Origin of the sequence: Thiomicrospira microaerophila, from assembly GCF_000934765.1 — a bacterium.
Classification (GTDB): Bacteria; Pseudomonadota; Gammaproteobacteria; order Thiomicrospirales; family Thiomicrospiraceae; genus Thiomicrospira; species Thiomicrospira microaerophila.
Genome location: NZ_JYNN01000021.1, coordinates 19,969 through 43,987 on the forward strand (window position 1 = coordinate 19,969; position 24,019 = coordinate 43,987).

Sequence of the window (24,019 nt, forward strand, 5' to 3'; positions counted from 1 at the left end):
AATGGGCACACGAGCGCATGAAGATCAAGATTTAAAACTTAATATGGCGGGCAAAATTGCCCAGATGTTTATTCATTCCAAAATCACGATGATGATTATGATCGCGATTATGTTGGCGGGGATATTAGCGCTTTATGTGACACCGCGTGAATATAACCCACAAATTGTGGTGCCAGCCGCCAATATTATGGTGCCTAAGGCAGGGGCAACACCTGAAGAAGTCAATAATATGGTGGTTAAACCCTTAGAAGCGATTATGAACGCGCTTCCAGGGGTGGAGAATACCTTTGGTTATGCCACGAGTGACTTTGGTGTCGTCACCGTGCAGTTTAAGGTCGGTGAGAACCAGGTCGATAGCTTGGTAAAAGTCTATAACCAGGTCATGCAGAATATGGATCGCATGCCACCGGCCACGCAGCAGCCTATTATCAAACCGATAAACGTGGACGATGTACCGATAATGACCTTAACGCTCACCTCTGAGCGAATGGATGGCTTTGACTTGCGTGATGTCAGTTTGAAGCTGGTGGAACAATTGCGCAATGTGCCTGGTGTGTCCTTTACCGATGTGGTGGGGGGGCATAAGCGCGCGGTGAATGTTTGGTTAGATTCGCAAAAAATTGCGATGACGGGGCTGTCATTGGATGATATTAGTGACATGTTGCTAGGGTCAAACGTGTCTTTACCTGTGGGGAATTTGGTTTCTAACAACCAAACCACCCAGATTCGCGTCAATGGTTATTTGGGTAATGCCGATGAAGTGGGTTCGATTATTATTGGTGCGGATAAGGGGCAGCCAATTTTTCTACGTGACATAGCGCGTATTGTCGATGGCCCGCTGGAAGAAGAAATTCATACGCGTATCGGTTTTGGCCCTGCGGCACAAGCGAGTAAGCGTGGAGAATTTCCTGCAGTGACGATCTCGATTGCCAAAAAACCTGGCACCAATGCCGTGCATGTGACAAGTGCCGTGTTGGAGAAATTTGAAGAATTAAAAGTCTCCATGCTGCCCGCTGATATTGAGGTGGTGGTGACCCGCGATGATGGCGAGATGGCGGATAAAGCGGTTAATCAACTGGTGGATAGCTTAGTTGTCGCTATTGTGGCGGTCGTGATTATTTTGATGTTCTCGTTGGGTTGGCGTGAAGCGGCGATTGTCACCCTGACAGTGCCATTGATCTTGTTTGTGGTGTTAATTGTTGGTTTGATATTTGGTCAAACCTTGAACCGGATTACGCTGTTTGCGTTGATCTTGTCGTTAGGTTTGCTGGTGGATGCCGCGATTGTGGTTATTGAGAATATTCATCGGCATATCAAAGATGGTTGTGATCCCAAAAACCTGGATAGTTTGTTGGTGCGTGCAACTAATGAAATTGGTAACCCAACGAATGTCGCGACCTTGGCGGTTATTTTGGCGTTTATTCCGATGTTATTTGTAACCGGCATGATGGGGCCGTTTATGGCGCCGATTCCATTTAACGTGCCGATTGCGATGATTGCCTCTTTGTTGATTGCTTATATGTTGGTGCCTTATGCGGCTTATCGCTGGTTGGGTAAACGTGCCGTTGCCAAAATGGAGCAAACCGAGAGCCTTGAAAACCCGCATCCGCAAAAAGAAGATTGGTTGCAACGGGGTTATGCAAAAATCATTATTCCGATGATTGAAAGTCGCACCAAACGCAATATCTTTTTAGGTGTTGTGCTAATCAGTTTGTTTGCGGCGATGGTGCAACCTGCCTTGCAGTTTGTGCGTGAGGATGGCATGAATAATCCGCTTCACCCAATGGGGGTAGAGGTTAAAATGCTACCCTTCGATAACACCAATACCTTTTTGGTACAGGTAGATATGCCAACAGGGTCAGCTACTGAAGCAACGGATCGCGTGGTGCGTTTTGTGGGTGATATTCTGTCGAAGACACCTTATGTTACCGATTATAGTGTGTATGTGGGTATGCCCGCACCGATTGATTTTGCCGCATTGGTTAGAGGGGACTTAATTAAGCAGGGGTCTAACTTTGCGCAGATTCGGGTGAATTTGTTAGAAAAAGAAGCGCGTAGTTTAAGTTCGCATGAAATTGCCCAGCAGTTGCATGACACCCTCGCGCTGGTTCGCCAAGACTTTCCGCAAGCGAAGGTGAAGATTTATGAAACGCCACCTGGGCCACCCGTAACCGCACAGATTTTAGCGGAATTGTATGGCCCTGATTATGACAAGTTGCGTGAAGCGGCGAATGAAATTAATGCTAAGTTTGAACAGATTTACGGCATGATTAATGTGGATAACTCAGTGACCGATGATGTAACCAGTTATGAGATTAATATTGACCGTGAAAAAGCAAACTTGTTAGGCATTGCGCCTGCCGCGGTTAGCAAAATGTTGCATGATTATATCAGTGGCTATGCATTAGGTTATATGCATCTGGATAATGTGCGCGAGCCGGTTAATATCGTGGTGCGTTTACCGCGTTCAGAACGCAGTGTGCCAGAGCAGTTGTTAACCTTACGTATCAATTCTTTTTCAGGTGATGCGGTGCCCTTGTCAGCGATTGCAACAATTGAAGAGCGGATGCAAGCCAAGCCTATTATGGGGCGCGATCAGCATTCAATGACGATGGTAAGCGGTGAACTTTTACGTTCAAGTCCGGTCTATGCGGTGTTGTCACTTGATAAAATGATTGATAATGTGACCTTGCCTGAATCAGGCGTGACTTTCCAAACTGCTAATCTTGGCTTTTTGGAAGCACAACCTAAAGATGTGACCGATTACACTCTGTTATGGGGCGGTGAAATGCGTTTAACCCTAGATGTGTTCCGTGATATGGGGAGTGCGTTTATGGTAGCGTTGGTATTAATCTATTTGATTCTAGTAGGCTATTATCGCTCATTTATGGTGCCATTTATTGTCATGGGCGCGATTCCGTTAACCATGATTGGGGTGTTCCCAGGGCATTGGTGGTTAGACCAAGCCTTTACCGCGACCTCGATGATCGGGGTGATCGCACTCGCCGGTATTGTGGTGCGTAACTCCCTGTTGTTAATCGACTTTATTATCGAATATCGTCGAGAGGGGATTCCATTACGTGATGCGGTTATTGAGGCCGGTAAGGTGCGCTCAAAAGCCATTATCTTAACCGCCTTAACAATTATCTTCGCCTCTATTGTTATGATTCCTGATCCTGTATTTGGTGGTTTGGCTATTTCCTTAATCTTTGGTGTGATCTCATCAACTATCTTGACGCTGTTTGTCATTCCGTTGATGTACTTTATCTGGCAAACCTACTTCCCATCTGATCCGGATGAAGAAGACAAGCCAAGACTGGCTAAAGAGCTTGACGTCGCTAAAATATAACGGCTTTTAGTCTAAAATCGAAACCCCGCTTTGCGGGGTTTTTTTGTGTTAATATTACAAAAAATAGATAAAAGGTATGGGTTATGTCAAGCGTTACATTTGATAGATTACGGTTTGTTAAAACGCTAAGATCATCGGGTATGTCGGAGGAGCAAGCTGAGGCGATCGCAATAGCGGTAAAAGATTCGCAAGAAACTCAGCTTGTGACAAAGCTTGATTTGAAGGAGGGTTTGACGCCTGTAATGAAAGAAATTGCCCAGGTTGATAAACGTATTTATCGTTTAGAGATATTGATTGCTATAATGATTGCGGTGTTATTGGTTCCTGTTTTAAAAGATATTTTTGTCTAAAACCTATTCATGCTATTTAACCAAGCGTTAGACGCGTTTTTATCTCATCTCTATTTATCAGAAGGTTTAAGCGCCAACACGCGTTCTGCTTATAAAACCGATCTCAAACAGTTTGCTAACTATTTTGGCGGCTTAGATAACCAGGCCTGGTTATCAGTGAGTCGTGATGATTTACAAACCTTTATCACTCAATTACAGGATATTAAGCGCTCTGATCGTTCGATAGCGCGTATGGTGTCGTCGTTAAAGCGTTTTTATGGCTTTGCGATTGAGCAGGCCTGGTTGTCGATTAATCCCTGTGATTTGGTTAAAACGCCTAAGGTTACTGCAGCGATTCCTTCTGTGTTGAGTGAAAAGCAAATACTTGATTTACTGAATGCGCCGGACACGCAAACCGATTTGGGTTTACGTGATCGCGCTATTCTTGAATTAATGTACGCTACGGGTTTACGTGTATCGGAAGTGGTTAATTTACCTTTAGCACAGTTGAATTTATCGGCGGGTCTGGTTATGGTGACGGGCAAGGGAAATAAGGAGCGCATAGTGCCCTTGGGTGAGTACGCCACCGAGTGGATAACGAGCTATTTAAAGATAGCACGGCCTAATCTTGTTGGTGAGAGGTGGTTGGAAACGCTGTTTGTTTCGCGCATAGGGCGCACGATGACTCGACAAACATTGTGGCATCGTATCCATAATCTTGCGCAAATAGCCGGCATCACTGGTAAACTATCGCCTCACGGTTTACGTCATGCATTTGCAACGCATTTGATTAATCATGGTGCCGACTTGCGAACAGTGCAATTACTGTTGGGGCATAGCGATTTATCGACCACCCAGATTTATACACATGTGGCGAAAGAGCGCTTGAAAAGTCTGCATCAGCAACACCATCCGCGTGGCTAAACAATTTGAATAAACAATTAGGATATCCAATGTATACACAATTTTTAAAAACCCTTGTACCAGGCCTGGTTGCAGCCAGCCTTAGTTTTAATGCGCTAGCCGATGAGGCGGTGGCTAAAATTCAGCAAAAACTTAATCAAGTAATTCCATCCGCGCCGAGTGCGCAAATCACGAAAAGCCAAGTGGACGGTTTGTATCAGGTGGTGTTAGGGCCGAATGTGATATACATTACGGCGGATGCGCAGTATTTGTTTAATGGCAATTTAATTGACCTAAATACACGTGATAATCTGACAGAAATTGCTAAGGATCAAGCCCGCGCTCAGGCCCTAGCAGAAATTGATGCGGCTACGATGATTAGTTTTAAGGCGAAGGGTGAAGAGAAACGAACGATTACCATCTTTACCGATATTGATTGCCCGTTTTGTAAAAGGTTTCATAATGAAGTCGAGGAACTTAACAAAAATGGCATTACGGTTCGTTATCTAGCCTTCCCGCGCTCAGGCCCCAATACGCCAAGCTATCATAAAATGGTTTCGGTTTGGTGTGACAAGGATCCAGTGAAAGCGATGGATGATGCAAAAAATGGTTTAGATCCAAAAAACCAGCGTTGTGAAAATCCGGTGCAAATGCATATGATGCATGCACAGCAATTCGGTATTACCGGTACGCCGACGATGATAGTTGATGATGGCTCTATGATCCCGGGTTATGTCGAAGCGAAAGAGTTGATTCCTGCACTTTTGGCAAAATAACGAAGCCCAAAAAAAACCGGACACTTGTCCGGTTTTTTTGGCTTTTAAATCTTATCCCAACTTCCGCGTTTTTGTGGCAATCTAAAGAAACGCCCTAACAATAAACCGAGCAACAATACGCCTGCACCGGTAAGAAACCATTGGCGCTTAATTGTATCGTCAGCCTTGGCGATTTGCTCTCGCATAATGATATTTTGCGATTCAAGGTCATTAATCATTTGACGCATTTCTTGATTTCGATTATCCATTTCAACCGCATTACCTGAAATCAATTTAAGTTCATCATGTGCATTGTTGAGCTCAAAATGTGCTTGTTTAATACGTTCAAGCTCTTGTTTGTCTTGTGTGTACTGTTCACGTAGCGTATTGTGTTCAGACTCAAGTTGGCGAAAGCGTTCATTGAGTTGCTGAGTACGCTCTATCTGTTCGATTAATTGCAAACGCGCTGGAGGTTCGTTTTGGATTGCATTTTGAAATACCCAGCCGGTCCAATCACGGTTGTTTATCTTTACTTCAACGCGCGACCAAGCCCCTGTGGTTTCAAGAATCTTAATAGGTGTACCTGTTGGTAGCATGCGTTCAATACGATACTCTGGCCCTGAGCCACGGCGCATTGGCACTTCAACTCGATCACTAATGTAGTGAGTATAGCCTTCACTCGCCATGGCGTTTGACATGGCGGTTAAAGGAAGGCTGAAGCACACGCTGAGTCCTGCTGTAATAACTTTTCGTTTAAAGCTGTTGAATTTTGCCATATTGCTGCTCCAAGTTGCTTAATGCGGTTTGAATTTCGTCGAGTTTAGCACGTTCTTTCGCTACCACGGCTTCGGGCGCGCGTGCAACAAAGCTTTCGTTACTGAGCTTGCCGTTTAAGCGCGCAAATTCGGATTTGAGTTTGTTGATTTCTTTATCTAAGCGTGCTAACTCAGCTTGTTTGTCGATTAAACCCGCCATGGGAATTAAGATATTCATATCACCTACTAAAGACATGGCGGATTCGGGTGCTTGGTCGTCGCGCTCCAGTATTTCAATCGACTCAAGCTTAGCCAGTGTCATTAAGAACAGGCGATTATGGTCTAACCAGGCCTGGTCTTGGGCGGACACTTTGCTTAATAAAACCGGCAGGGGTTTACCCGGTGCAATATCCATTTCAGAACGAATGCGACGCACACCCATAATAAACTGCTTCACCCAATCGAGCTCGGCTTCAGCTGCGGTGTCGATTTTACTTTCATCCGCTTGTGGATAAGGTTGTAGCATAATGGTTGCACCGTGTTTACCCGCCAAAGGCGCGACGGCTTGCCAAGCTTCTTCGGTGATATAAGGCATCACTGGATGCAATAACCGCAGTAAGGCTTCCAGCACGCCTACCAAGGTTTTACGGGTGCCGCGTTTCGCCGCATCCGATGAATCCTTGTTGAGGATCGGTTTCGCCAATTCTAAATACCAGTCACAGTATTCATTCCAGGTGAATTCATAGAGTAGATTGGCGGCTAAGTCAAAACGATACTGTTCAAAATGGCGAACCACTTCGGTTTCCAAGGTTTGCAAGCGTGAAATAATCCAACGATCGGCCAGCGACAGTTCAACAGGTGCGGATTCATCGACACCGGTATCAAACCCTTGGGTGTTCATTAATACATAACGGGTGGCGTTCCAGAGTTTATTGCAGAAGTTACGGTAGCCTTCGCAACGGTTTAAGTCAAAGCGGATATCACGGCCGGTTGAAGCCAATGACGCGAAGGTAAAACGGATCGCATCGGTGCCAAAAGCGGGAATGCCATCCGCAAACTGCTTGCGGGTGTCTTTTTCGATTTTCGCCGCTTTTTCCGGTTGCATCATGCCATAGGTACGCTTGTTGACCAGGCTTTCAAGGTCAATGCCATCAATCAAATCAATGGGGTCGAGAACATTGCCTTTGGATTTAGACATCTTCTGACCTTCGGCATCACGCACTAAACCATGGACATACACCTGTTTAAACGGCACTTGCCCTGTGAACTTCAAGCTCATCATAATCATCCGCGCAACCCAGAAGAAGATAATGTCAAAGCCAGTTACCAAAACCGAAGTCGGGTGGAACTGTTTTAGCTCAGGAGTCTGTTCAGGCCAACCGAGGGTGGAGAAGGTCCAAAGCGCGGAACTAAACCAGGTGTCTAACACGTCATCGTCTTGTTTTAACGGACGATCACCCAGGTTATGTTTAGCTCGGACCTCGGCTTCATCGCGTCCGACATACACCTTGCCTTGGTCGTCATACCAAGCCGGGATGCGGTGTCCCCACCAGATTTGGCGTGAGATACACCAGTCTTGGATATTGTTCATCCATTCAAAATAGGTGTTTTCCCAGTTTTTGGGTACAAATTCGATATCGCCGTTTTTCACCGCATCAATCGCGGGTTTCGCCAGTTCTTGTACCGCGACATACCACTGATCGGTCAGCATCGGTTCAATCACTGCATGGGTACGATCACCACGAGGAACCATTAGTTTATGTGGTTCAATTTTTTCCATTAAACCGAGGGCTTCCAGGTCAGCGACGATGTGTTTACGTGCTTCATAACGATCTAAGCCTTGATACTTTTCAGGCGCTTCAGTATTGATCGCTGCGTCTTGGGTAAAAATATTAAGCATCGGCAGGTTGTGGCGTTTACCCATTTCATAGTCGTTGAAATCGTGCGCTGGGGTGATTTTGACACAGCCAGTACCAAAGGCTGGATCCACATAATCATCGGCAATAATCGGGATTTCACGGCCGACCAGCGGTAGGGTGATGGTTTTGCCAATCAAGGCTTGATAGCGTTCATCTTCAGGATGCACCGCCACCGCTTGGTCACCGAGCATGGTTTCAGGGCGGGTGGTCGCGACGACAAGATGGCCACTACCATCGCTTAACGGATAACGCATTTGCCACATATTGCCTTGTTCTTCTTCAGAAACCACTTCCAAGTCAGATACAGCGGTGTGAAGTACAGGGTCCCAGTTCACTAAACGTTTGCCACGATAAATCAAGCCTTCTTCATGCAAGCGAACAAACACTTCTTTCACCGCATTAGAAAGACCATCGTCCATCGTAAAGCGTTCGCGGCTCCAGTCTGGTGATGCACCCAAGCGGCGCAGTTGTTGAGTGATGGTACCGCCCGATTCGGCTTTCCATTTCCAAATTTCGTCGATAAATTTATCACGTCCAAGATCATGGCGACTTAAGCCTTTGGCCGCAAGTTGGCGTTCCACCACCATCTGGGTGGCGATACCGGCATGGTCGGTTCCCGGTTGCCATAGCGTCGGTTTGCCTTGCATACGGTTAAGACGAATTAGCGTATCCATAATAGTGTCCTGGAACGCATGACCCATATGCAAACTACCGGTCACGTTCGGTGGCGGTATCATAATGCAGTAGGGGGCTTGGTTTGAATCGGTATTGGGCGCAAAGTAACCGGCGTTTTCCCAAGTTTGGTACCATTTAGCTTCTATAGTGTTTGGGTCGAAATGTTTATCCATAAATGTCTTTATATTTTTAAGTTGAATGTAAATTCTGGTAATTATAACAAGCTAGCCTGCATATTTCATAAATTCGCGTGATGGACGCGCAGGATATGGGTTTCCCAGTGCTTTTTTCGAAGGAGCGCTGTAGTTATTCATACAGCCGACTGAGAAAAAAGTGCTGGGGAATCAATAGACAAGTGGGGGTGCGTGAATTTATGAGATATGCAGGCTCGCCTGCATGGGTGGTATTTATCTGATTTCAATCTTATGAAATTTATTTTTAATCGGCTCTTGAAACATCGGGTATTGAACCCCATCAAAGACAAAGCAGAATAATTAATAATGAAATGTTGGAGCATAAACCATGTCAGATCAAAATAAACAAGCCAATCCGGACGAGTTGGATGCGGCAAATTCAGAGCAAACCTTGGAGCAGGCTGAAACGGAAGTAGAGCAGGATGTCGATCAATTACTGGAAGAAGCACGTCAGCAGGCCGCAACCCACTGGGATAGTTTGTTAAGGGTGCAGGCGGATATGGAAAACTTACGTCGTCGTACACGCATTGATATAGAAAACGCCCATAAGTATGGGGTTGAAAAGTTGATTCATGCATTGGTCCCTGTTGCAGATAGCTTGGAAATGGGGTTGGAGGCATCCAGTAAGCCTGAAGCTTCTTTAGAATCTATTCGTGAAGGATTAGATATGACGTTCAAGCAACTTTTAGATGTATTGGCTGACTTTAATGTAGAGCGAATTAATCCAGCGGGCGAGAAATTTGACCCACAAAAACATGAAGCGATGACCATGATTCCATCACCCGCACATGAAAGTAATATGGTCGTTGAGGTGTTTCAGAAAGGCTATGCATTGAATGAGCGCTTGATTCGTCCGGCACGTGTTATTGTGGCGCAATAATTTTTAAAAAAAATCGAAGGTTCAGTGCTTGAATAAAGTGAATCAAGACTTATATACAAACTAGCTTACATAATTAACAAGTTTATAAAATATTGGAGAATAAAAACATGGCAAAGATTATCGGTATCGATTTAGGAACAACAAACTCGTGTGTTGCCGTAATGGAAGGCAAGGACGTTAAGGTTATTCCTAACGCAGAAGGGGCGCGTACCACACCTTCAATCGTCGCTTACACTAACGACGGCGAAGTGTTGGTTGGCGATTCGGCTAAACGCCAAGCGGTGACTAATCCAAAAAATACTTTGTTTGCAATCAAGCGTTTAATTGGTCGTCGCTTTGAAGACAAGGAAGTGAAAAAAGACATCGGCATGGTGCCATACAAAATCGTAGCGGCGGACAATGGTGATGCATGGGTTGATGTGGATGGTAAAAAAATGTCGCCGCAAGAGGTGTCTGCACGTACCTTGCAAAAAATGAAAAAAACGGCTGAAGATTATTTAGGTCATGAAGTCACTGAAGCGGTGATCACGGTGCCTGCTTATTTTAACGATGCACAGCGTCAAGCAACCAAGGATGCAGGTAAAATCGCTGGTTTGGATGTGAAGCGTATTATCAACGAGCCAACCGCAGCGGCGCTTGCTTATGGTATGGATAAAGCTAAAGGTGATAGCAAAATCGCCGTTTATGACTTAGGTGGTGGTACGTTTGACGTGTCGATTATCGAAGTGGCCGATCTGGATGGCGAAAAGCAAGTTGAAGTGCTTTCAACAAATGGCGACACCTTCTTGGGTGGTGAAGACTTTGATAAGCAGATCATGGATTACTTGGTTGCAGAGTTTAAAAAAGACCAAGGTGTTGACTTAACCAATGATCCGTTGGCGCTTCAGCGTTTACGTGAAGCCGCAGAAAAAGCAAAAATTGAATTATCCTCACGTGAACAGACTGATATCAACTTGCCGTATGTTACAGCGGATGCAACCGGCCCTAAGCATATGAATATTAAAATTACACGTGCAAAATTTGAATCGCTCGTGGAGGATTTGATTGCGCGTTCAATTGAGCCCTGTAAAATTGCACTGAAGGATGCGGGCTTGTCAGCATCTGACATTGATGATGTGATTTTGGTGGGTGGTTCTACGCGTGTTCCTATGGTGCAGGCACGTGTGAAAGAATTCTTTGGTAAAGAACCGCGTCGTGATGTAAACCCTGATGAAGCCGTTGCGATGGGTGCGGCGATTCAAGGGGGTGTTTTATCAGGTGATGTGAAGGATGTATTGTTGCTTGATGTATCACCCTTATCCTTGGGTATTGAAACCATGGGTGGGGTCATGACCAAGTTGATTGAAAAGAACACCACGATTCCAACGCGTAAGTCGCAGGTATTTTCAACCGCTGAAGACAATCAAACAGCGGTAACGATTCATGTTCTTCAAGGTGAGCGTGAAATGTCTTCAGGTAACAAGTCATTAGGCCAGTTTAATCTTGAAGATATCCCACCGGCTCAACGTGGTATGCCACAAATTGAAGTCACCTTTGATATCGATGCAAACGGTATTTTAAATGTATCAGCCAAAGATAAGGCCACCGGTAAAGAGCAGAACATTACGATCAAAGCTTCATCAGGCTTAACCGATGAAGAAGTGGAGCGCATGGTAAAAGATGCTGAAGCGCATGCGGAAGAAGATCGTAAAATGAAGGAGTTGGTGGAAACACGTAACCAAGCGGATGCAATGGTTCATGCTACCCGCAAAGCAATGAAAGATGCGGGTGATGATCTTGATGCATCAGAAAAAGAAGCGATTGAGGCGGCTATTAAAGACGTTGAAGACGCGATGAAGGGTGATGATAAAGCGAAGATTGATGAAAAAGTTCAAGCTTTAGCGGCCGCATCGCAAAAAATGACTGAAAAAATGATGGCTAAGCAACAGCAAGGTGGCGCTGAGTCGCAATCACAAGGCGAGAAAAACGCTAACGATGATATTGTTGATGCGGAGTTTGAGGAAGTTGACGATACCAAGAAATAATTGGTAAAGTGAATAAGCAGCGACTTAATGGAGATTATTTTCATTAGGTCGCTGTTCTATTTTAAGAACAAATTGATTTGATAACTTAATCAATCAAGAAACCAAAAAGTTCGGATAAACAACCAGGCCTGGTTGCTTATCCGAGTTTTTTAAGGATAAATGTGTCGAATTATGAGCAAGCGTGATTATTACGAAATACTGTCGGTAGCGAAAACCGCCTCCGAGGCAGAAATTAAAAAAGCCTATCGCAAGCTAGCGATGAAGTTCCATCCAGATCGTAACCCAGATGATCCTGATGCCGATCATAAGTTTAAAGAAGCGACACAAGCTTATGAAGTCCTATCGGATGCCAAAAAACGTGCGGCCTATGATCAGTTTGGTCATGCGGGTGTTGAGGGCAGCAATCAAGGCGGGGGCTTTGGTGGCGGTGCCGGTTTTGGTGACGCGTTTGGCGATATCTTTGGTGATATCTTTGGCGGCGGCTTTAGTCGTCGCGGCCCGCAAGCGGGCGATGACATGCAGTATGATTTGGAAATTTCTCTTGAGGATGCTGTTAATGGCGCTGAAGTTGATATTCGCATTCCACGTCAAGAGGATTGTGATGTGTGTCATGGCTCTGGTGCAGAGCCGGGTACCAGTGCGCAAACTTGTCCAACCTGTGGTGGGGAGGGGCAGGTACGTATTCAGCAAGGCTTCTTCTCAGTAGCGCGTACCTGTCCAACTTGTCATGGTCGTGGCAAGATCATCAAATCACCCTGTAAGAAATGTAATGGTCGTGGCAGCGTGACCAAGCACAAAACCCTGTCGGTTAAAATTCCGGCCGGTGTTGATAATGGCGATCGTATTCGCTTGCAGGGTGAAGGTGGCATGGGTGAGACAGGTGCTCCACGAGGAAATCTTTACGTTAGGATGCGTGTGAAGTCACATGCTATTTTTGAACGTGATGGCGATACCTTGTTTTGTGAGCTACCTGTTTCGTTTGTGGCGGCGACCTTGGGTGGTGAGATTGAGGTGCCAACATTAAATGGTAAGGCGCGTTTAAAAATACCTGCAGGGACACAGTCGGGTCAGCGATTCAAGTTATCGGGTAAAGGTGTTAAGTCAGTACGGTCGTCTTATGTAGGTGATTTGATTTGTCAGGTTAACATTGAAACGCCCGTTAATTTGACGGGCGAGCAAAAAGCGCTGTTAAAAGCCTTTGATGAAAGCTTGCAGGGCAAGCAGGCTCATACTCATAGCCCTAAGTCACATTCATTTTTTGATACGGTTAAAGCCTTTTTTACTGGAGATGATGACAAGAGTGATGAAAAGTCTAAAGACAAAAAAGACCCGTGGAACTCATAACTTAGAAGGGGAAATCAAGTGACCGAAGGATTACGCATTGGTGTGCTAGGCGCATCGGGCCGAATGGGCAAGCATTTAATTGAAGCGACGGTAAATACGCCAGGTTTGGTTTTAGGCGCAGCGGTTGAACGACCCGGTTCGAGTTTAGTGGGCGCGGATGCGGGCGAACTGGCGGGTGTCGGTGCTTTAGGTGTGCGTGTGGTTGATAATTTAGCTCAGGTTGTTGATGACTTTGATGTGTTGATTGATTTTACGCGCCCTGAAGTGACGTTGCAGGCATTAGGTTTATGTGTGCAAGCGAATAAACGCATTGTGATTGGTACAACAGGGCTTGATCAAGCAGGCCTGCTTGCCATTGATGATGCAGCGGCCAAGATTCCTGTGGTGTTTGCGCCCAATATGAGTGTAGGTGTTACCTTAACCCTTAAGTTATTGAAAATGGCGGCTGAAGTGTTAAATGAAGGCTTTGACATTGAGGTGTTAGAAGCCCATCACCGTCACAAAATTGATGCGCCATCTGGCACGGCATTAAGAATGGCCGAAGTGGTAGCACAAACGCTGGGGCGTGATTTAAAAACCTGTGCGGTGTATGGCCGCGAGGGAAATACCGGTGAGCGTGATCCGAATACGATTGGTTTTGCTACGGTACGAGCGGGCGATATTGTCGGTGATCATACGGTAATGTTTGCTGGCATAGGTGAGCGTGTTGAAATCACCCATAAAGCATCGAGCCGTATGACATTTGCAAACGGTGCCGTACGTGCGTGCCAATGGTTAGCGCATCAGCCGAATGGGCTTTATGATATGCAAGATGTTTTGGGTTTGCGTTGATTGAAGGTATGGGGTAAATTTCAACTGGACTTTGCCCGCTCAATGCATTAAAATCTCGTTCATTAAATTTTTTGATTTTATGACGCGAAGCAAGGGTGACATGAGGTCATATTCAAGTGAAATTGCAAACGGAGCTTATTCTTGGTATTCAGGAGTTGGCTCCGTTTTTTGTATCTGCATTTTAAGTATTTAGGCGGGCGATGAGATGAATTATACAGCTTTATTGGCGCTTGAAGACGGGACGTTGTTTTGGGGTGCTTCGATAGGCGCTCAGGGTGAGTGTGTTGGTGAGGTGGTGTTTAATACTTCATTAACCGGTTACCAGGAAATCATAACGGATCCTTCGTATTTCAAGCAAATAGTGACTTTAACCTATCCACATATTGGTAACGTGGGGGTAAATCCTGATGATGAAGAATCATCTAGAATTATGGCTCAGGGTTTGGTGGTGAAGGATTGTCCTGCTGTAATGAGTAATTTCCGTGCTACGCAAAGCTTGCCAGATTATTTAAAATCCCAAAATGTGGTAGCGATTGCGGATATTGATACGCGCAAGCTGACGCGTATTTTGCGTGAAAAGGGTGCGCAGAATGGGGTGATTGTGGCGGGCGAAAATATCGATGCAGACCAAGCTGTTGCTAAAGCCCGTAGCTTTTCAGGACTGAAGGGTATGGATTTAGCAAAGGAAGTCACAACGCAAGATACTTATCATTGGACGCAGGGAACGTGGCAATTGGGCAAGGGGCATGCAGAACCTTCAGGAGAGCAGCCTTATCATGTTGTGGCCTATGATTATGGTGTTAAACTTAATATTTTGCGCATGTTGGCTGATCGTGGCTGTCGTTTAACTGTGGTACCTGCTCAAACCCGTGCAGCGGATGTGTTAGCCTTGAAACCCGACGGTGTGTTTTTATCTAATGGTCCAGGTGATCCTGCACCTTGCGACTATGCGATTACAGCTATTGCTGAAATTTTAGAGGCGGATATTCCTGTGTTTGGAATTTGTTTAGGCCATCAATTGCTCGCTTTAGCAAGTGGTGCACAAACACTGAAGATGAAGTTTGGTCATCATGGCGGTAATCATCCTGTGCAAGATTTGGAAACAGGACGAGTTTTAATTACAGCGCAAAATCATGGTTTTGCGGTAGATGAAGCGACAATGCCTGTTTGTCTTAAGGCAACGCACAAGTCTCTTTTTGATCATTCATTGCAGGGCATTTCTCGCACAGATAAATCGGCATTCAGTTTTCAGGGGCACCCTGAGGCAAGTCCGGGGCCGCATGATGTTGCGTCGCTTTTCGACCAGTTTGTAGAAAATATTAAACAGTTTAAATCCGCTAACGCCAAGTAGTTGGGTACAGGTATAAGGGAATAACATGCCAAAAAGAACAGACATAAAAAGTATTCTGATTATCGGCGCCGGCCCCATTATTATCGGTCAGGCTTGTGAATTTGACTATTCTGGCGCACAAGCGTGTAAGGCGTTAAAGGAAGAGGGGTATCGGGTAGTGTTGGTTAACTCCAATCCGGCAACGATTATGACCGATCCAGACTTAGCGGATGCGACCTATATTGAGCCGATTACTTGGCAGGTGGTTGAGCGTATCATTGAAAAAGAGCGTCCCGATGCGATTTTGCCGACTATGGGCGGTCAAACAGCCCTTAACTGTGCATTGGATTTAGCACATAATGGTGTGTTGGCTAAGTATAACTGCAGCCTGATTGGCGCGAGTGAAGATGCGATTGATAAGGCTGAAAATCGTGATCGTTTTCGTCATGCGATGACTAAAATTGGTTTAGATATGCCGCGTTCTGAAGTTGCGCACAATATGGACGAGGCCTGGGCTATTCAAGCAGACCTCGGTTTTCCGACGGTTATTCGTCCATCCTTTACATTAGGTGGTTCTGGCGGCGGCATCGCTTATAATAAAGAAGAATTTGAGCAGATCTGTAAGTTTGGCTTGGACTTGTCACCAACTAAGGAGCTATTGATCGAAGAGTCTATCTTGGGCTGGAAAGAGTTTGAGATGGAGGTGATTCGTGATCGCAAGGATAATTGCATTATCGTGTGTTCGATTGAAAACTTTGATCCGATGGGTGTGCACACCGGTGATTCGATTACTGTTGCGCCTGCGCAAACCCTGACAGATAAAGAATATCAGATTATGCGTAATGCATCGATTGCTGTGCTGCGTGAAATTGGTGTTGAAACCGGTGGTTCAAACGTGCAGTTTGCGCTTAACCCTGAAAATGGCCGGATGATTGTTATTGAAATGAATCCGCGTGTTTCACGTTCATCGGCTTTGGCATCGAAAGCAACAGGTTTTCCTATCGCTAAAATTGCGGCTAAGTTAGCGGTAGGTTATACGCTTGATGAATTAAAAAATGATATCACTAATGGGGCGACCCCCGCCTCGTTTGAGCCTTCAATTGATTATGTTGTCACCAAGGTGCCACGCTTTACATTTGAAAAGTTTCCACAAGCCCAAGCACGTCTTTCGACTCAAATGAAGTCGGTTGGTGAGGTCATGGCGATGGGGCGTAACTTTCAAGAGTCGATTCAAAAGGCATTGCGTGGTCTTGAAACCGGGATGAACGGTTTTGATGAAATGATTGATATGGCGACGACGGATGAAAAGGACGTGCGCGATATTTTGCGTCGTGAACTCCGTGACCCAGGCCCTGATCGTATTTGGTATGTGGCCGATGCGTTTCGCGCAGGCTGGACGATTGAGCAGATTTTTGAGGTCAGTAAAATTGATCCGTGGTTTTTAGCGCAGATACAAGAAGTTGTAGCGCTTGAATCTCAGGTTATCGCCAAAGGACTCGATGCGCTTGAAGAAGATTTTTTACGTCAGTTAAAGCGTAAAGGTTTCGCTGATAATCGTATTGCCAGTTTATTAAAAACGGATAGTGCTTTGGTGCGAAAGTATCGTCATACCTTGGGAATTCGTCCGGTGTATAAACGTGTCGATACCTGTGCGGGTGAGTTTGCTACTTCCACGGCTTATATGTATTCGACCTACGAGGACGAGTGTGAAGCGCAACCAACTGATCGCAACAAGATTATGGTATTGGGCGGTGGGCCCAACCGTATCGGTCAGGGTATTGAATTTGATTATTGCTGTGTACATGCGGCGATGGCGCTAAGCGAAGATGGTTATGAAACCATTATGGTTAACTGTAACCCAGAAACTGTTTCTACTGATTATGACACTTCTGACCGATTGTATTTTGAACCCCTGACGCTTGAAGATGTGTTGGAAATCGTTGCAGTTGAAAAGCCAAAAGGTGTGATTGTCCAGTATGGCGGTCAAACACCGTTAAAATTGGCGCGTGACCTAGAGGCCGCCGGCGTCCCCATTATTGGCACTTCACCTGATTCGATTGATTTGGCTGAAGATCGCGAACGTTTTCAGCAGTTGCTTAATAAACTGGCATTACGTCAGCCGCCAAACAGAACCGCGCGTCGTGAAGATGAAGCTATTACCTTAGCTAAAGAAATTGGTTATCCGTTAGTCGTGCGTCCATCCTATGTTTTGGGTGGACGTGCGATGGAAATCGTTTATGGTGAAGAAGATTTGATTCGCTATATGAAAACGGCGGTTAAGGTTTCAAATGATTCACCGGTGTTGTTAGATCGGTTTTTAGATGATGCGGTTGAACTTGATGTCGATGCAATTTGTGATGGAGAGCAGGTTGTCATCGGCGGTTTAATGGAGCATATTGAACAAGCCGGAATTCACTCTGGCGATTCTGCCTGCTCATTGCCGCCTTATAGTATTTCTGAAAAAATTCAGAATGAAATACGCGATCAAGTATACAAAATGGCGAAGGCGTTAAATGTTATTGGTTTAATGAATACCCAGTTCGCTGTTAAAGGTGAAGATATTTATGTTTTAGAGGTCAACCCACGTGCATCGCGAACCGTGCCGTTTGTGTCTAAAGCAATCGGTTTTCCATTGGCCAAAATTGCCGCACGTTGTATGGCGGGTCAAACTTTAAAACAACAAGGCTTTGAAAAAGAAGTTAAACCCAAGCACTACTCTGTTAAAGAGGCCGTGTTTCCGTTTATTAAGTTTTTAGGTGTAGATCCTATTCTAGGCCCAGAAATGAAATCAACTGGTGAGGTAATGGGTATTGGGGTTAATTTTGCGCAAGCTTATGCGAATGCACAGTTGGCGGCCAGTACGATTTTGCCAAGCCAGGGCAAAGCTTTTATTAGTGTGCGCAAAGCCGATCGTGTGAAGGTTATCGATTTAGCTAAGCGCTTACAAGATAAAGGGTTTAGTTTAGTGGCTACACGGGGTACGGCGTCCTCTTTGATTGAGGCGGGTATTGAGTGCGAGTTGATTAATAAAGTTGCAGAAGGGCGTCCCAATATTGTCGATGCGATTAAAAATGAGGAAATTGATTTGATCGTTAATACATCGGATGGTTCTGTGAGTATCAAAGACTCCTCTGGTATACGTCGTGAGGCTTTAATGCATAAGATTTGTTATACCACCACCATGGCTGGGGCGTTTGCTACCGTCGCGGCGATGGACTATCTTGATGTGCAGCCAGTGCAGCGGTTACAAGATTTATATTAAAAATTAATTAGAATAGACAATAGAAGCCGGTGCTTATGTGCCGGCTTCTTTTTGTTTTTAGGAGAATGAAAATGCAAAAACATCCTATGACTAAAGAAGGTGCCGATAAATTACAGCTTGAGCTTAATCGTTTAAAAAAAGAGGATCGCCCACGCATAACTCAAGCGATTGCCGATGCACGTGAGCACGGCGATTTAAAAGAAAATGCGGAGTATCATGCAGCGCGTGAGCAGCAGGGCATGAATGAAGCACGAATTAAGTACATTGAAGGCGTGTTGAGCAATGTGCAGATTATTGATGTTACACAAATTGAAGCGCATGGCAAAATTGTATTTGGTGCTACGGTTAAATTGTTAAATGTGGATACCGATGAGCAAGTAACTTATCGCATCGTCGGTAATGATGAATCGGATGTAAAAGCGAATAAAATATCGATTAATTCACCTATTGCGCGTGCATTGATTGGCAAAGAGGAGGGTGAGGAAATTATTGTTAAAGCGCCCAGTGGTGATATTGATTATGAAATCCTAGAGGTGAATTATATTTAGTGCCGCTTGCACCTGCTCATTTTATGTTTGGTTGCGCCTCTGATTCATTATTCATCAATGATTTAGCGGCGACGCCGGAACAAGTCGCGATTATTCAAGCGGCGCAGGCCGGCGAAAGTTTCAAAGTGTCGGCCTTTGCTGGTGCGACTAAGACCACGACGCTTAGAGGCGTGGCTCAACACCTTCCCTTTAAGCGTATTCTTTACTTAGCGTTTAACAAGGCGATCGCGGAGGAAGCACGTCAACTTTTCCCTAACTGGGTTGAATGCCGAACGGCACACAGTTTAGCTTATCGTTTTATGATGCATTCCGAGCCACGGTATCAGCAAAAGCTCAAACGCGCTGGTGCATTTTTGCCCTATCAAGACTTGGAACATTATTCTAATAAACCCGAGCATTGGCAGCCATTTCGTCGTTCTCGTTTTCAGGTTAATATTGCGATCAGTGAGACATTAAATAATTACCTGAACTCGGCAGAGTGGGTGGTGGATAAAAACCATATTTCAGAAATGATCATGCAGTGGGCGACTAACGCGAGCCCAAGAGAAGAAGCTGATTTTGTTACTCAACTCCTCTCTATTACACAGTGTTTAGCCGAAAATATGCTAGACCCAGGGTGTGATTGTGGGATGACGCATGATGCTTATTTAAAAGCTTTTCAGTTGAGAAAGCCCCAGCTCGGTTATGATGTTGTGTTATTGGATGAGGCGCAAGATACTAACCCGGTGTTGCAGGCCATTCTGGCTCAACAGTCGTGTCAAAAAGTGCTGGTCGGTGATCGTCATCAAGAAATTTATGCTTGGCGTAATGCCATTAACACACTCGATAAGGTGGCATTAAAAGACTATCCGTTAACCCATTCCTTTCGATTTGGTTCTCATATTTCAGCGTTGGCTAATCAACTATTGGACAAGTTAAATGAGACAAGACGTATTGTAGGGCGTGGGCTGGATCAGCCTATTAATAGTGGATTTGATCCTTATCAACCTTATGCAGTGATGTGCCGGACGAATGCAAAGGTGTTTGAGGTGGCAGACTTTTGTTTGCAGCGTAATATCAGTTATAGTATTAATGGCGGGTTGGATCAAATTACGCGCTTGATTGAGTCAGCGTATGGTTTGTACCAGGGGGATCGAAAGGTACCTAGGTCGGCAGAGTTAAGCTTGTTTAATTCTTGGCAGGAGTTTAGTGAAGTGGCCGAAGAACTTAATAAGGCAGAATGGAAAACGATTGTAAAGTTTGTCGAAACGCATAAAACTCAAACCTTAGATAAAATAAAAAAATTGGGCAATCATGCACGTCCTTCAGCACAAACGCAAGTGTTTATTAGTACTGTGCACAAGGCAAAGGGATTGGGTTTCGACCAGGTGGTATTAGCATCGGATTTTGAGTGGCCAGATGATGGGCATCCGGGGTATCGTGAAAGTTTGAATGTTATTTATGTGGCTATTACACGGGCAAAGCGTGTTTTAATGTTGCCGAAGGGGCTAAAAAAAGTGCTTGGGGTTTAATTTGAAAAAAGAACTTTTATATTCCACAGACGCCTCTGTATTTGAGATTTATCCTCAGGATGTGAGTGTGCCTAAGACGCACGATGCGCTCTTGGAGCAGTTGCAGGAGGCGCTGCGTGTGGGTGAAGCGATTACGTTACGTGGTGGAGGTACCTCGTTGGCGGGGCAAGCCATTGGACAGGGGCGGTTGGTGGATGTGTCTAAGCACCTCAATGAATTAATTGAGTATAGGCCTAGTCAGCAACGGGTAAAAGTACAACCTGGTCTGGTTGTAGATGAGCTTAACCAGCGGCTTGCTTTTGATAACTTATTTTTTCCAGTTGATATTTCAACGGCTAGTCGTGCAACATTGGGTGGCATGATTGCTAACAATGCCGCGGGCGCTCATTCTGTGTATTATGGGACAACGCGTGATTGGGTGGCGTCATTAGAGGTGGTGTTGGCTGATGGCTCGCAAGCTTGTTTTGAATCCTTGGACGCAACAGCCTTGAATCAAAAAATGACACTGCAAACCTTGGAGGGTGAAATTTATCGTCAGGTCATTTCATTGGTTAAGATGCATCGAAAGGCAATTTTGCAGGCATCGCCTGATACTAGTTTAATACGTCGTAATACTGGTTATGCACTAGATGTGCTGGCACGCGATTATCAGCCATTTAATCCTGAAGGTAAGCCCTTTAATTTAACGCCTATCATTTGTGGTTCTGAAGGAACCCTGTGTGTTATTACCTCTGCTACACTAAAGCTCAGCGCGAAACCAACGCATAGTCAATTAATTTGTGCTCATTTTGAATCGATTGAGCAAGCACTCAGTCTTATTGAGCCGCTGCTTGCCATGAAACCAGCTGCCGTTGAGTTAATTGATCAGGTAACTTTAGCTTGTACGGCACGCAATGCTGAGCAAGCGGCAAATCGTTTTTGGTTGGAGGGTAAGCCAGCAGCTGTTTTGGTTATTGAATTGTATGCATCTTCTGCGGAGGGTTTAAAAAAACAGGCTAAACACATCCAGGCCTGGTTGTTGAGGCAGGGCGCGTATGCCGCACCGATGATTGCAAGTCATCAAGCCAATAAGGTCTGGGCACTGAGGAAGGCAGGTTTAGGCTTGCTAATGGGCAAGCGTACACGAAAGAAAGCGGTAGCGGTGATTGAGGATGCGGCGGTACCCGTTAGTAAATTGTGTGACTTTTATCGTGCTGTGCAGGTATTGTTAGCTGAACATCAGTTGCGTGCGGTGTTTTATGGCCATGCATCAGTAGGGCTTATTCATATTCGACCTGAGCTCGATTTAGCGGAGCCGCATGATCGTCAGGTGTTCGGGGAGTTAGCGCAAGCCTTTTCTCGTCTGGTTAAACAGTTTAACGGTGCCTTGTCCGGCGAACATGGTGATGGGCGTTTACGTGCCCCTTTTTTAAGGCAGCAAGTTGGCGAGGAGGTATATCTAATTTGGCAGCAGCTGAAGGCGATATTTGATCCTACGCATCAATTGAATCCGGGTGTGATACTGTCAGACGCTTCGATATTAGAAGGGTTGCGGGCTGAGCGTCAACCGATTCAAAAACTAGCAACCGGGTTTGATTGGCGCAGTGATATCAGTTTGATGGATGCGGTAGAGAAGTGTAACGGTGCCGCCGCCTGCCGTAAGACTACGGGTAACATGTGTCCTTCCTATCAAGTAACTCGAGAAGAAGCCTATTCAACACGAGGACGCAGCAACTTATTACGTTGGGCGCTGACCGAACCGGATCCAGTCAATGCACTGGGCATGCCACAGTTGCAAGAAGCTTTATCACATTGTTTGGCTTGTAAGGCCTGTAAATCGGAGTGCCCTGCTAGTGTAGATATGGCACGTTTAAAGGCGGAGGTGGCCTATCAACTTAAGCCCAGTAAAACACGAAGGTTTTTATTGAATCAGCAAGAAAAGGTGATGTTTTGGGCACAACAAAACCCAAAAGCATTAAGCTGGGTACAAAAGATTGGCTTATCAAGAAAAGCATTGGGTTTGGATGAAAGGCGCCCGATACCGAAAATGGGTGCACTTAATTTGCAGGCCTGGTGGGTGTCTCAGGCTCAATCAATAGCAAACGTAGCTAATCAGCAAAAAGTTTGGGTGTTGGTGGACTTATATAGCCAATATCAAGAACCGCAAGTTGGCAGAGCGACGCTGCAAAGCCTAATGAAACTAGGGTTTGATGTGCGACCTGTCTTTATGAAAGCCTCGCCGAGATTGTTGATTAGTCAAGGTTTATTGCTTGAGGCTTCTGCTGAATTGGTGCGCATAATTCACGCGCTGTCTAATGTGGCACTGGATGATTATATCATTGGTATCGAACCTTCTGAAACCTTGACCTGGCGTGATGAAGCAAAAGATTTATTGCCTAAAAAAGCCAATGCATTTGATTATGCGCACGTTATGCTCTATGAAGAGTTGCTGATTGATTTGATTAAACAGCAGCGTTTTCCAACGATCAATACCGTAGAAAAAACACTTTGGCTGCATGTACATTGCCATCAAAAATCGCTCGCTAAACCCGAAGATGTCAATAAGATCCTTGCGCAAGTACCTGGTTTAGTCGTCAACACGATTAAAAGTGGCTGCTGCGGTATGGCAGGCGACTTTGGCTACAAGCATTATGATATGTCAGTTAACATTGCTCAGCAAGCCTTGTTGCCGGCTATTGAACAGGCTTCAGAGGATGACTGGGTGGTGGCAACGGGGGTGAGTTGTCGTCAGCAAATTGCAGATCTTGCTGATCGTTCCGCCATGCACTTGGCTGAGTTGATTGATCTGCTTCTCTCTTCTAATAAATAAAGGCCAGATGAAAAAGGATTTCAGGTGAATAAACATATATATCTTGCTTCAAGTTCACCGCGTCGCGCTCAGTTGTTAAGCCAAATGGGACTTGATTTTAATGTAGTTGCCGCTGATATTGATGAGGTTCCACAGCCTAATGAACGTGTAGATGATTTTGTTGTGCGCATGGCATTGGAAAAAGCCAGAGCAGGAAGGCAAAATACGCTCGACCCCAAGGCTTGGGTGATCGCGGGCGATACGCTGTTGGCTATTAAGGGGGAAGTGATCGGTAAACCTAAATCTAAAGCCGATTTTTGTCTGACTATGCAAATGTTATCCGGCTCATGGCATGAGGTACTGTCAGCCGTCGCACTCGACAATGGCATTCAGGAGGTATGGGCATTAAATTGTACACGTGTAAAATTTAATGCTTTATCTGCTCAGGATATAGATGACTATTGGAATACCGGAGAGCCTAAAGACAAGGCCGGCGGTTATGCAATTCAAGGAATAGGTGCCAAATATATTGCGCGCTTGGAGGGTAGTTACTCCGCTGTGATGGGCTTACCTATTTTCGAATTAAATCAATTATTAACCGAAAGTCGGTTTTATGAGTAGC

The 24,019-nt window shown here is 45.3% G+C and carries 16 protein-coding genes; 14 read left to right on the forward strand and 2 right to left on the reverse strand.

Annotated features, from left to right (window positions below; translation table 11 throughout):
• The first annotated feature begins 1 nt into the window (after window position 1).
• From NA59_RS08195 to NA59_RS08210, 4 genes are all read left to right on the forward strand, one after another.
• Window positions 2–3,349 carry an efflux RND transporter permease subunit gene (locus tag NA59_RS08195; RefSeq protein WP_044410836.1) on the forward strand — a complete coding sequence of 1,116 codons (3,348 nt, stop codon included), beginning with the start codon at window positions 2–4 and terminating at the stop codon, window positions 3,347–3,349.
• Window positions 3,350–3,432: 83 nt separating this feature from the next.
• On the forward strand, window positions 3,433–3,699 hold the full coding sequence (locus NA59_RS08200; protein ID WP_157792578.1) for a CCDC90 family protein: 267 nt from the start codon (window positions 3,433–3,435) through the stop codon (window positions 3,697–3,699).
• A gap of 9 nt (window positions 3,700–3,708) precedes the next feature.
• Window positions 3,709–4,602: a site-specific tyrosine recombinase XerD gene (gene xerD / locus NA59_RS08205; RefSeq protein WP_044410843.1), complete on the forward strand. Its 894-nt coding sequence runs from the start codon at window positions 3,709–3,711 to the stop codon at window positions 4,600–4,602.
• 29 nt (window positions 4,603–4,631) lie between these two features.
• Window positions 4,632–5,357, forward strand: coding sequence for a DsbC family protein (locus NA59_RS08210; protein ID WP_052501552.1), 726 nt, complete (start codon window positions 4,632–4,634; stop codon window positions 5,355–5,357).
• A gap of 44 nt (window positions 5,358–5,401) precedes the next feature.
• On the opposite strand, the gene NA59_RS08215 is transcribed toward NA59_RS08210, so the two are convergent.
• Together NA59_RS08215 and NA59_RS08220 are read right to left on the reverse strand one after the other, a co-directional pair.
• The gene (locus tag NA59_RS08215) at window positions 5,402–6,112 is read right to left on the reverse strand and encodes a TIGR04211 family SH3 domain-containing protein (RefSeq protein ID WP_044410846.1); all 711 of its coding nucleotides are present in this window, start codon (window positions 6,110–6,112) and stop codon (window positions 5,402–5,404) included.
• A complete protein-coding gene (locus tag NA59_RS08220; protein WP_044410849.1) occupies window positions 6,090–8,858 on the reverse strand; it encodes a valine--tRNA ligase in 2,769 nt (922 codons plus the stop codon). The genes NA59_RS08215 and NA59_RS08220 overlap by 23 nt, the downstream gene beginning before the upstream one ends.
• 349 nt (window positions 8,859–9,207) lie before the next feature.
• Between NA59_RS08220 and grpE the strand changes: the two genes are divergently transcribed.
• From grpE to NA59_RS08270, 10 genes are all read left to right on the forward strand, one after another.
• Window positions 9,208–9,759, forward strand: coding sequence for a nucleotide exchange factor GrpE (grpE, locus tag NA59_RS08225; RefSeq protein WP_044410852.1), 552 nt, complete (start codon window positions 9,208–9,210; stop codon window positions 9,757–9,759).
• 107 nt (window positions 9,760–9,866) lie between these two features.
• Complete coding sequence (gene dnaK, locus NA59_RS08230) at window positions 9,867–11,783, forward strand: molecular chaperone DnaK (protein WP_044410855.1); 1,917 nt, start codon at window positions 9,867–9,869, stop codon at window positions 11,781–11,783.
• Between the two features lie 171 nt (window positions 11,784–11,954).
• Entirely contained in the window at window positions 11,955–13,127 is a 1,173-nt protein-coding gene (gene dnaJ / locus NA59_RS08235; RefSeq protein ID WP_044410858.1) for a molecular chaperone DnaJ, read from the forward strand.
• Between the two features lie 18 nt (window positions 13,128–13,145).
• The gene (gene dapB / locus NA59_RS08240) at window positions 13,146–13,958 is read left to right on the forward strand and encodes a 4-hydroxy-tetrahydrodipicolinate reductase (RefSeq protein WP_083945020.1); all 813 of its coding nucleotides are present in this window, start codon (window positions 13,146–13,148) and stop codon (window positions 13,956–13,958) included.
• A 205-nt stretch (window positions 13,959–14,163) separates the two neighbouring features.
• A complete protein-coding gene (gene carA, locus NA59_RS08245) occupies window positions 14,164–15,309 on the forward strand; it encodes a glutamine-hydrolyzing carbamoyl-phosphate synthase small subunit (protein WP_044410861.1) in 1,146 nt (381 codons plus the stop codon).
• 25 nt (window positions 15,310–15,334) lie between these two features.
• Window positions 15,335–18,550, forward strand: a complete 3,216-nt coding sequence (carB, locus tag NA59_RS08250) for a carbamoyl-phosphate synthase large subunit (RefSeq protein WP_044410864.1) — start codon at window positions 15,335–15,337, stop codon at window positions 18,548–18,550.
• Between the two features lie 65 nt (window positions 18,551–18,615).
• A complete protein-coding gene (greA, locus tag NA59_RS08255) occupies window positions 18,616–19,098 on the forward strand; it encodes a transcription elongation factor GreA (protein ID WP_407701052.1) in 483 nt (160 codons plus the stop codon).
• A complete protein-coding gene (locus NA59_RS08260; RefSeq protein WP_232504063.1) occupies window positions 19,098–20,609 on the forward strand; it encodes a 3'-5' exonuclease in 1,512 nt (503 codons plus the stop codon). Before greA ends, NA59_RS08260 begins: the two co-directional genes overlap by 1 nt.
• 1 nt (window position 20,610) lies before the next feature.
• Entirely contained in the window at window positions 20,611–23,418 is a 2,808-nt protein-coding gene (locus tag NA59_RS08265; RefSeq protein ID WP_044410901.1) for an FAD-binding and (Fe-S)-binding domain-containing protein, read from the forward strand.
• Window positions 23,419–23,442: 24 nt separating this feature from the next.
• Window positions 23,443–24,018: a Maf family protein gene (locus NA59_RS08270; RefSeq protein ID WP_083945021.1), complete on the forward strand. Its 576-nt coding sequence runs from the start codon at window positions 23,443–23,445 to the stop codon at window positions 24,016–24,018.
• The last annotated feature ends 1 nt before the right edge of the window (window position 24,019 follow it).

Bases quoted from the DNA above. Each gene is read 5' to 3' on its own strand.
- xerD (WP_044410843.1), top strand. From the start codon at position 3,709: ATGCTATTTAACCAAGCGTTAGACGCGTTTTTATCTCATCTCTATTTA.
- NA59_RS08200 (WP_157792578.1), top strand. From the start codon at position 3,433: ATGTCAAGCGTTACATTTGATAGATTACGGTTTGTTAAAACGCTAAGA.
- carA (WP_044410861.1), top strand. From the start codon at position 14,164: ATGAATTATACAGCTTTATTGGCGCTTGAAGACGGGACGTTGTTTTGG.
- greA (WP_407701052.1), top strand. From the start codon at position 18,616: ATGAAAATGCAAAAACATCCTATGACTAAAGAAGGTGCCGATAAATTA.
- NA59_RS08220 (WP_044410849.1), bottom strand. From the start codon at position 8,858: ATGGATAAACATTTCGACCCAAACACTATAGAAGCTAAATGGTACCAA.
- dnaJ (WP_044410858.1), top strand. From the start codon at position 11,955: ATGAGCAAGCGTGATTATTACGAAATACTGTCGGTAGCGAAAACCGCC.
- dnaK (WP_044410855.1), top strand. From the start codon at position 9,867: ATGGCAAAGATTATCGGTATCGATTTAGGAACAACAAACTCGTGTGTT.
- grpE (WP_044410852.1), top strand. From the start codon at position 9,208: ATGTCAGATCAAAATAAACAAGCCAATCCGGACGAGTTGGATGCGGCA.
- NA59_RS08215 (WP_044410846.1), bottom strand. From the start codon at position 6,112: ATGGCAAAATTCAACAGCTTTAAACGAAAAGTTATTACAGCAGGACTC.
- NA59_RS08195 (WP_044410836.1), top strand. From the start codon at position 2: ATGGGCACACGAGCGCATGAAGATCAAGATTTAAAACTTAATATGGCG.
- NA59_RS08210 (WP_052501552.1), top strand. From the start codon at position 4,632: ATGTATACACAATTTTTAAAAACCCTTGTACCAGGCCTGGTTGCAGCC.
- carB (WP_044410864.1), top strand. From the start codon at position 15,335: ATGCCAAAAAGAACAGACATAAAAAGTATTCTGATTATCGGCGCCGGC.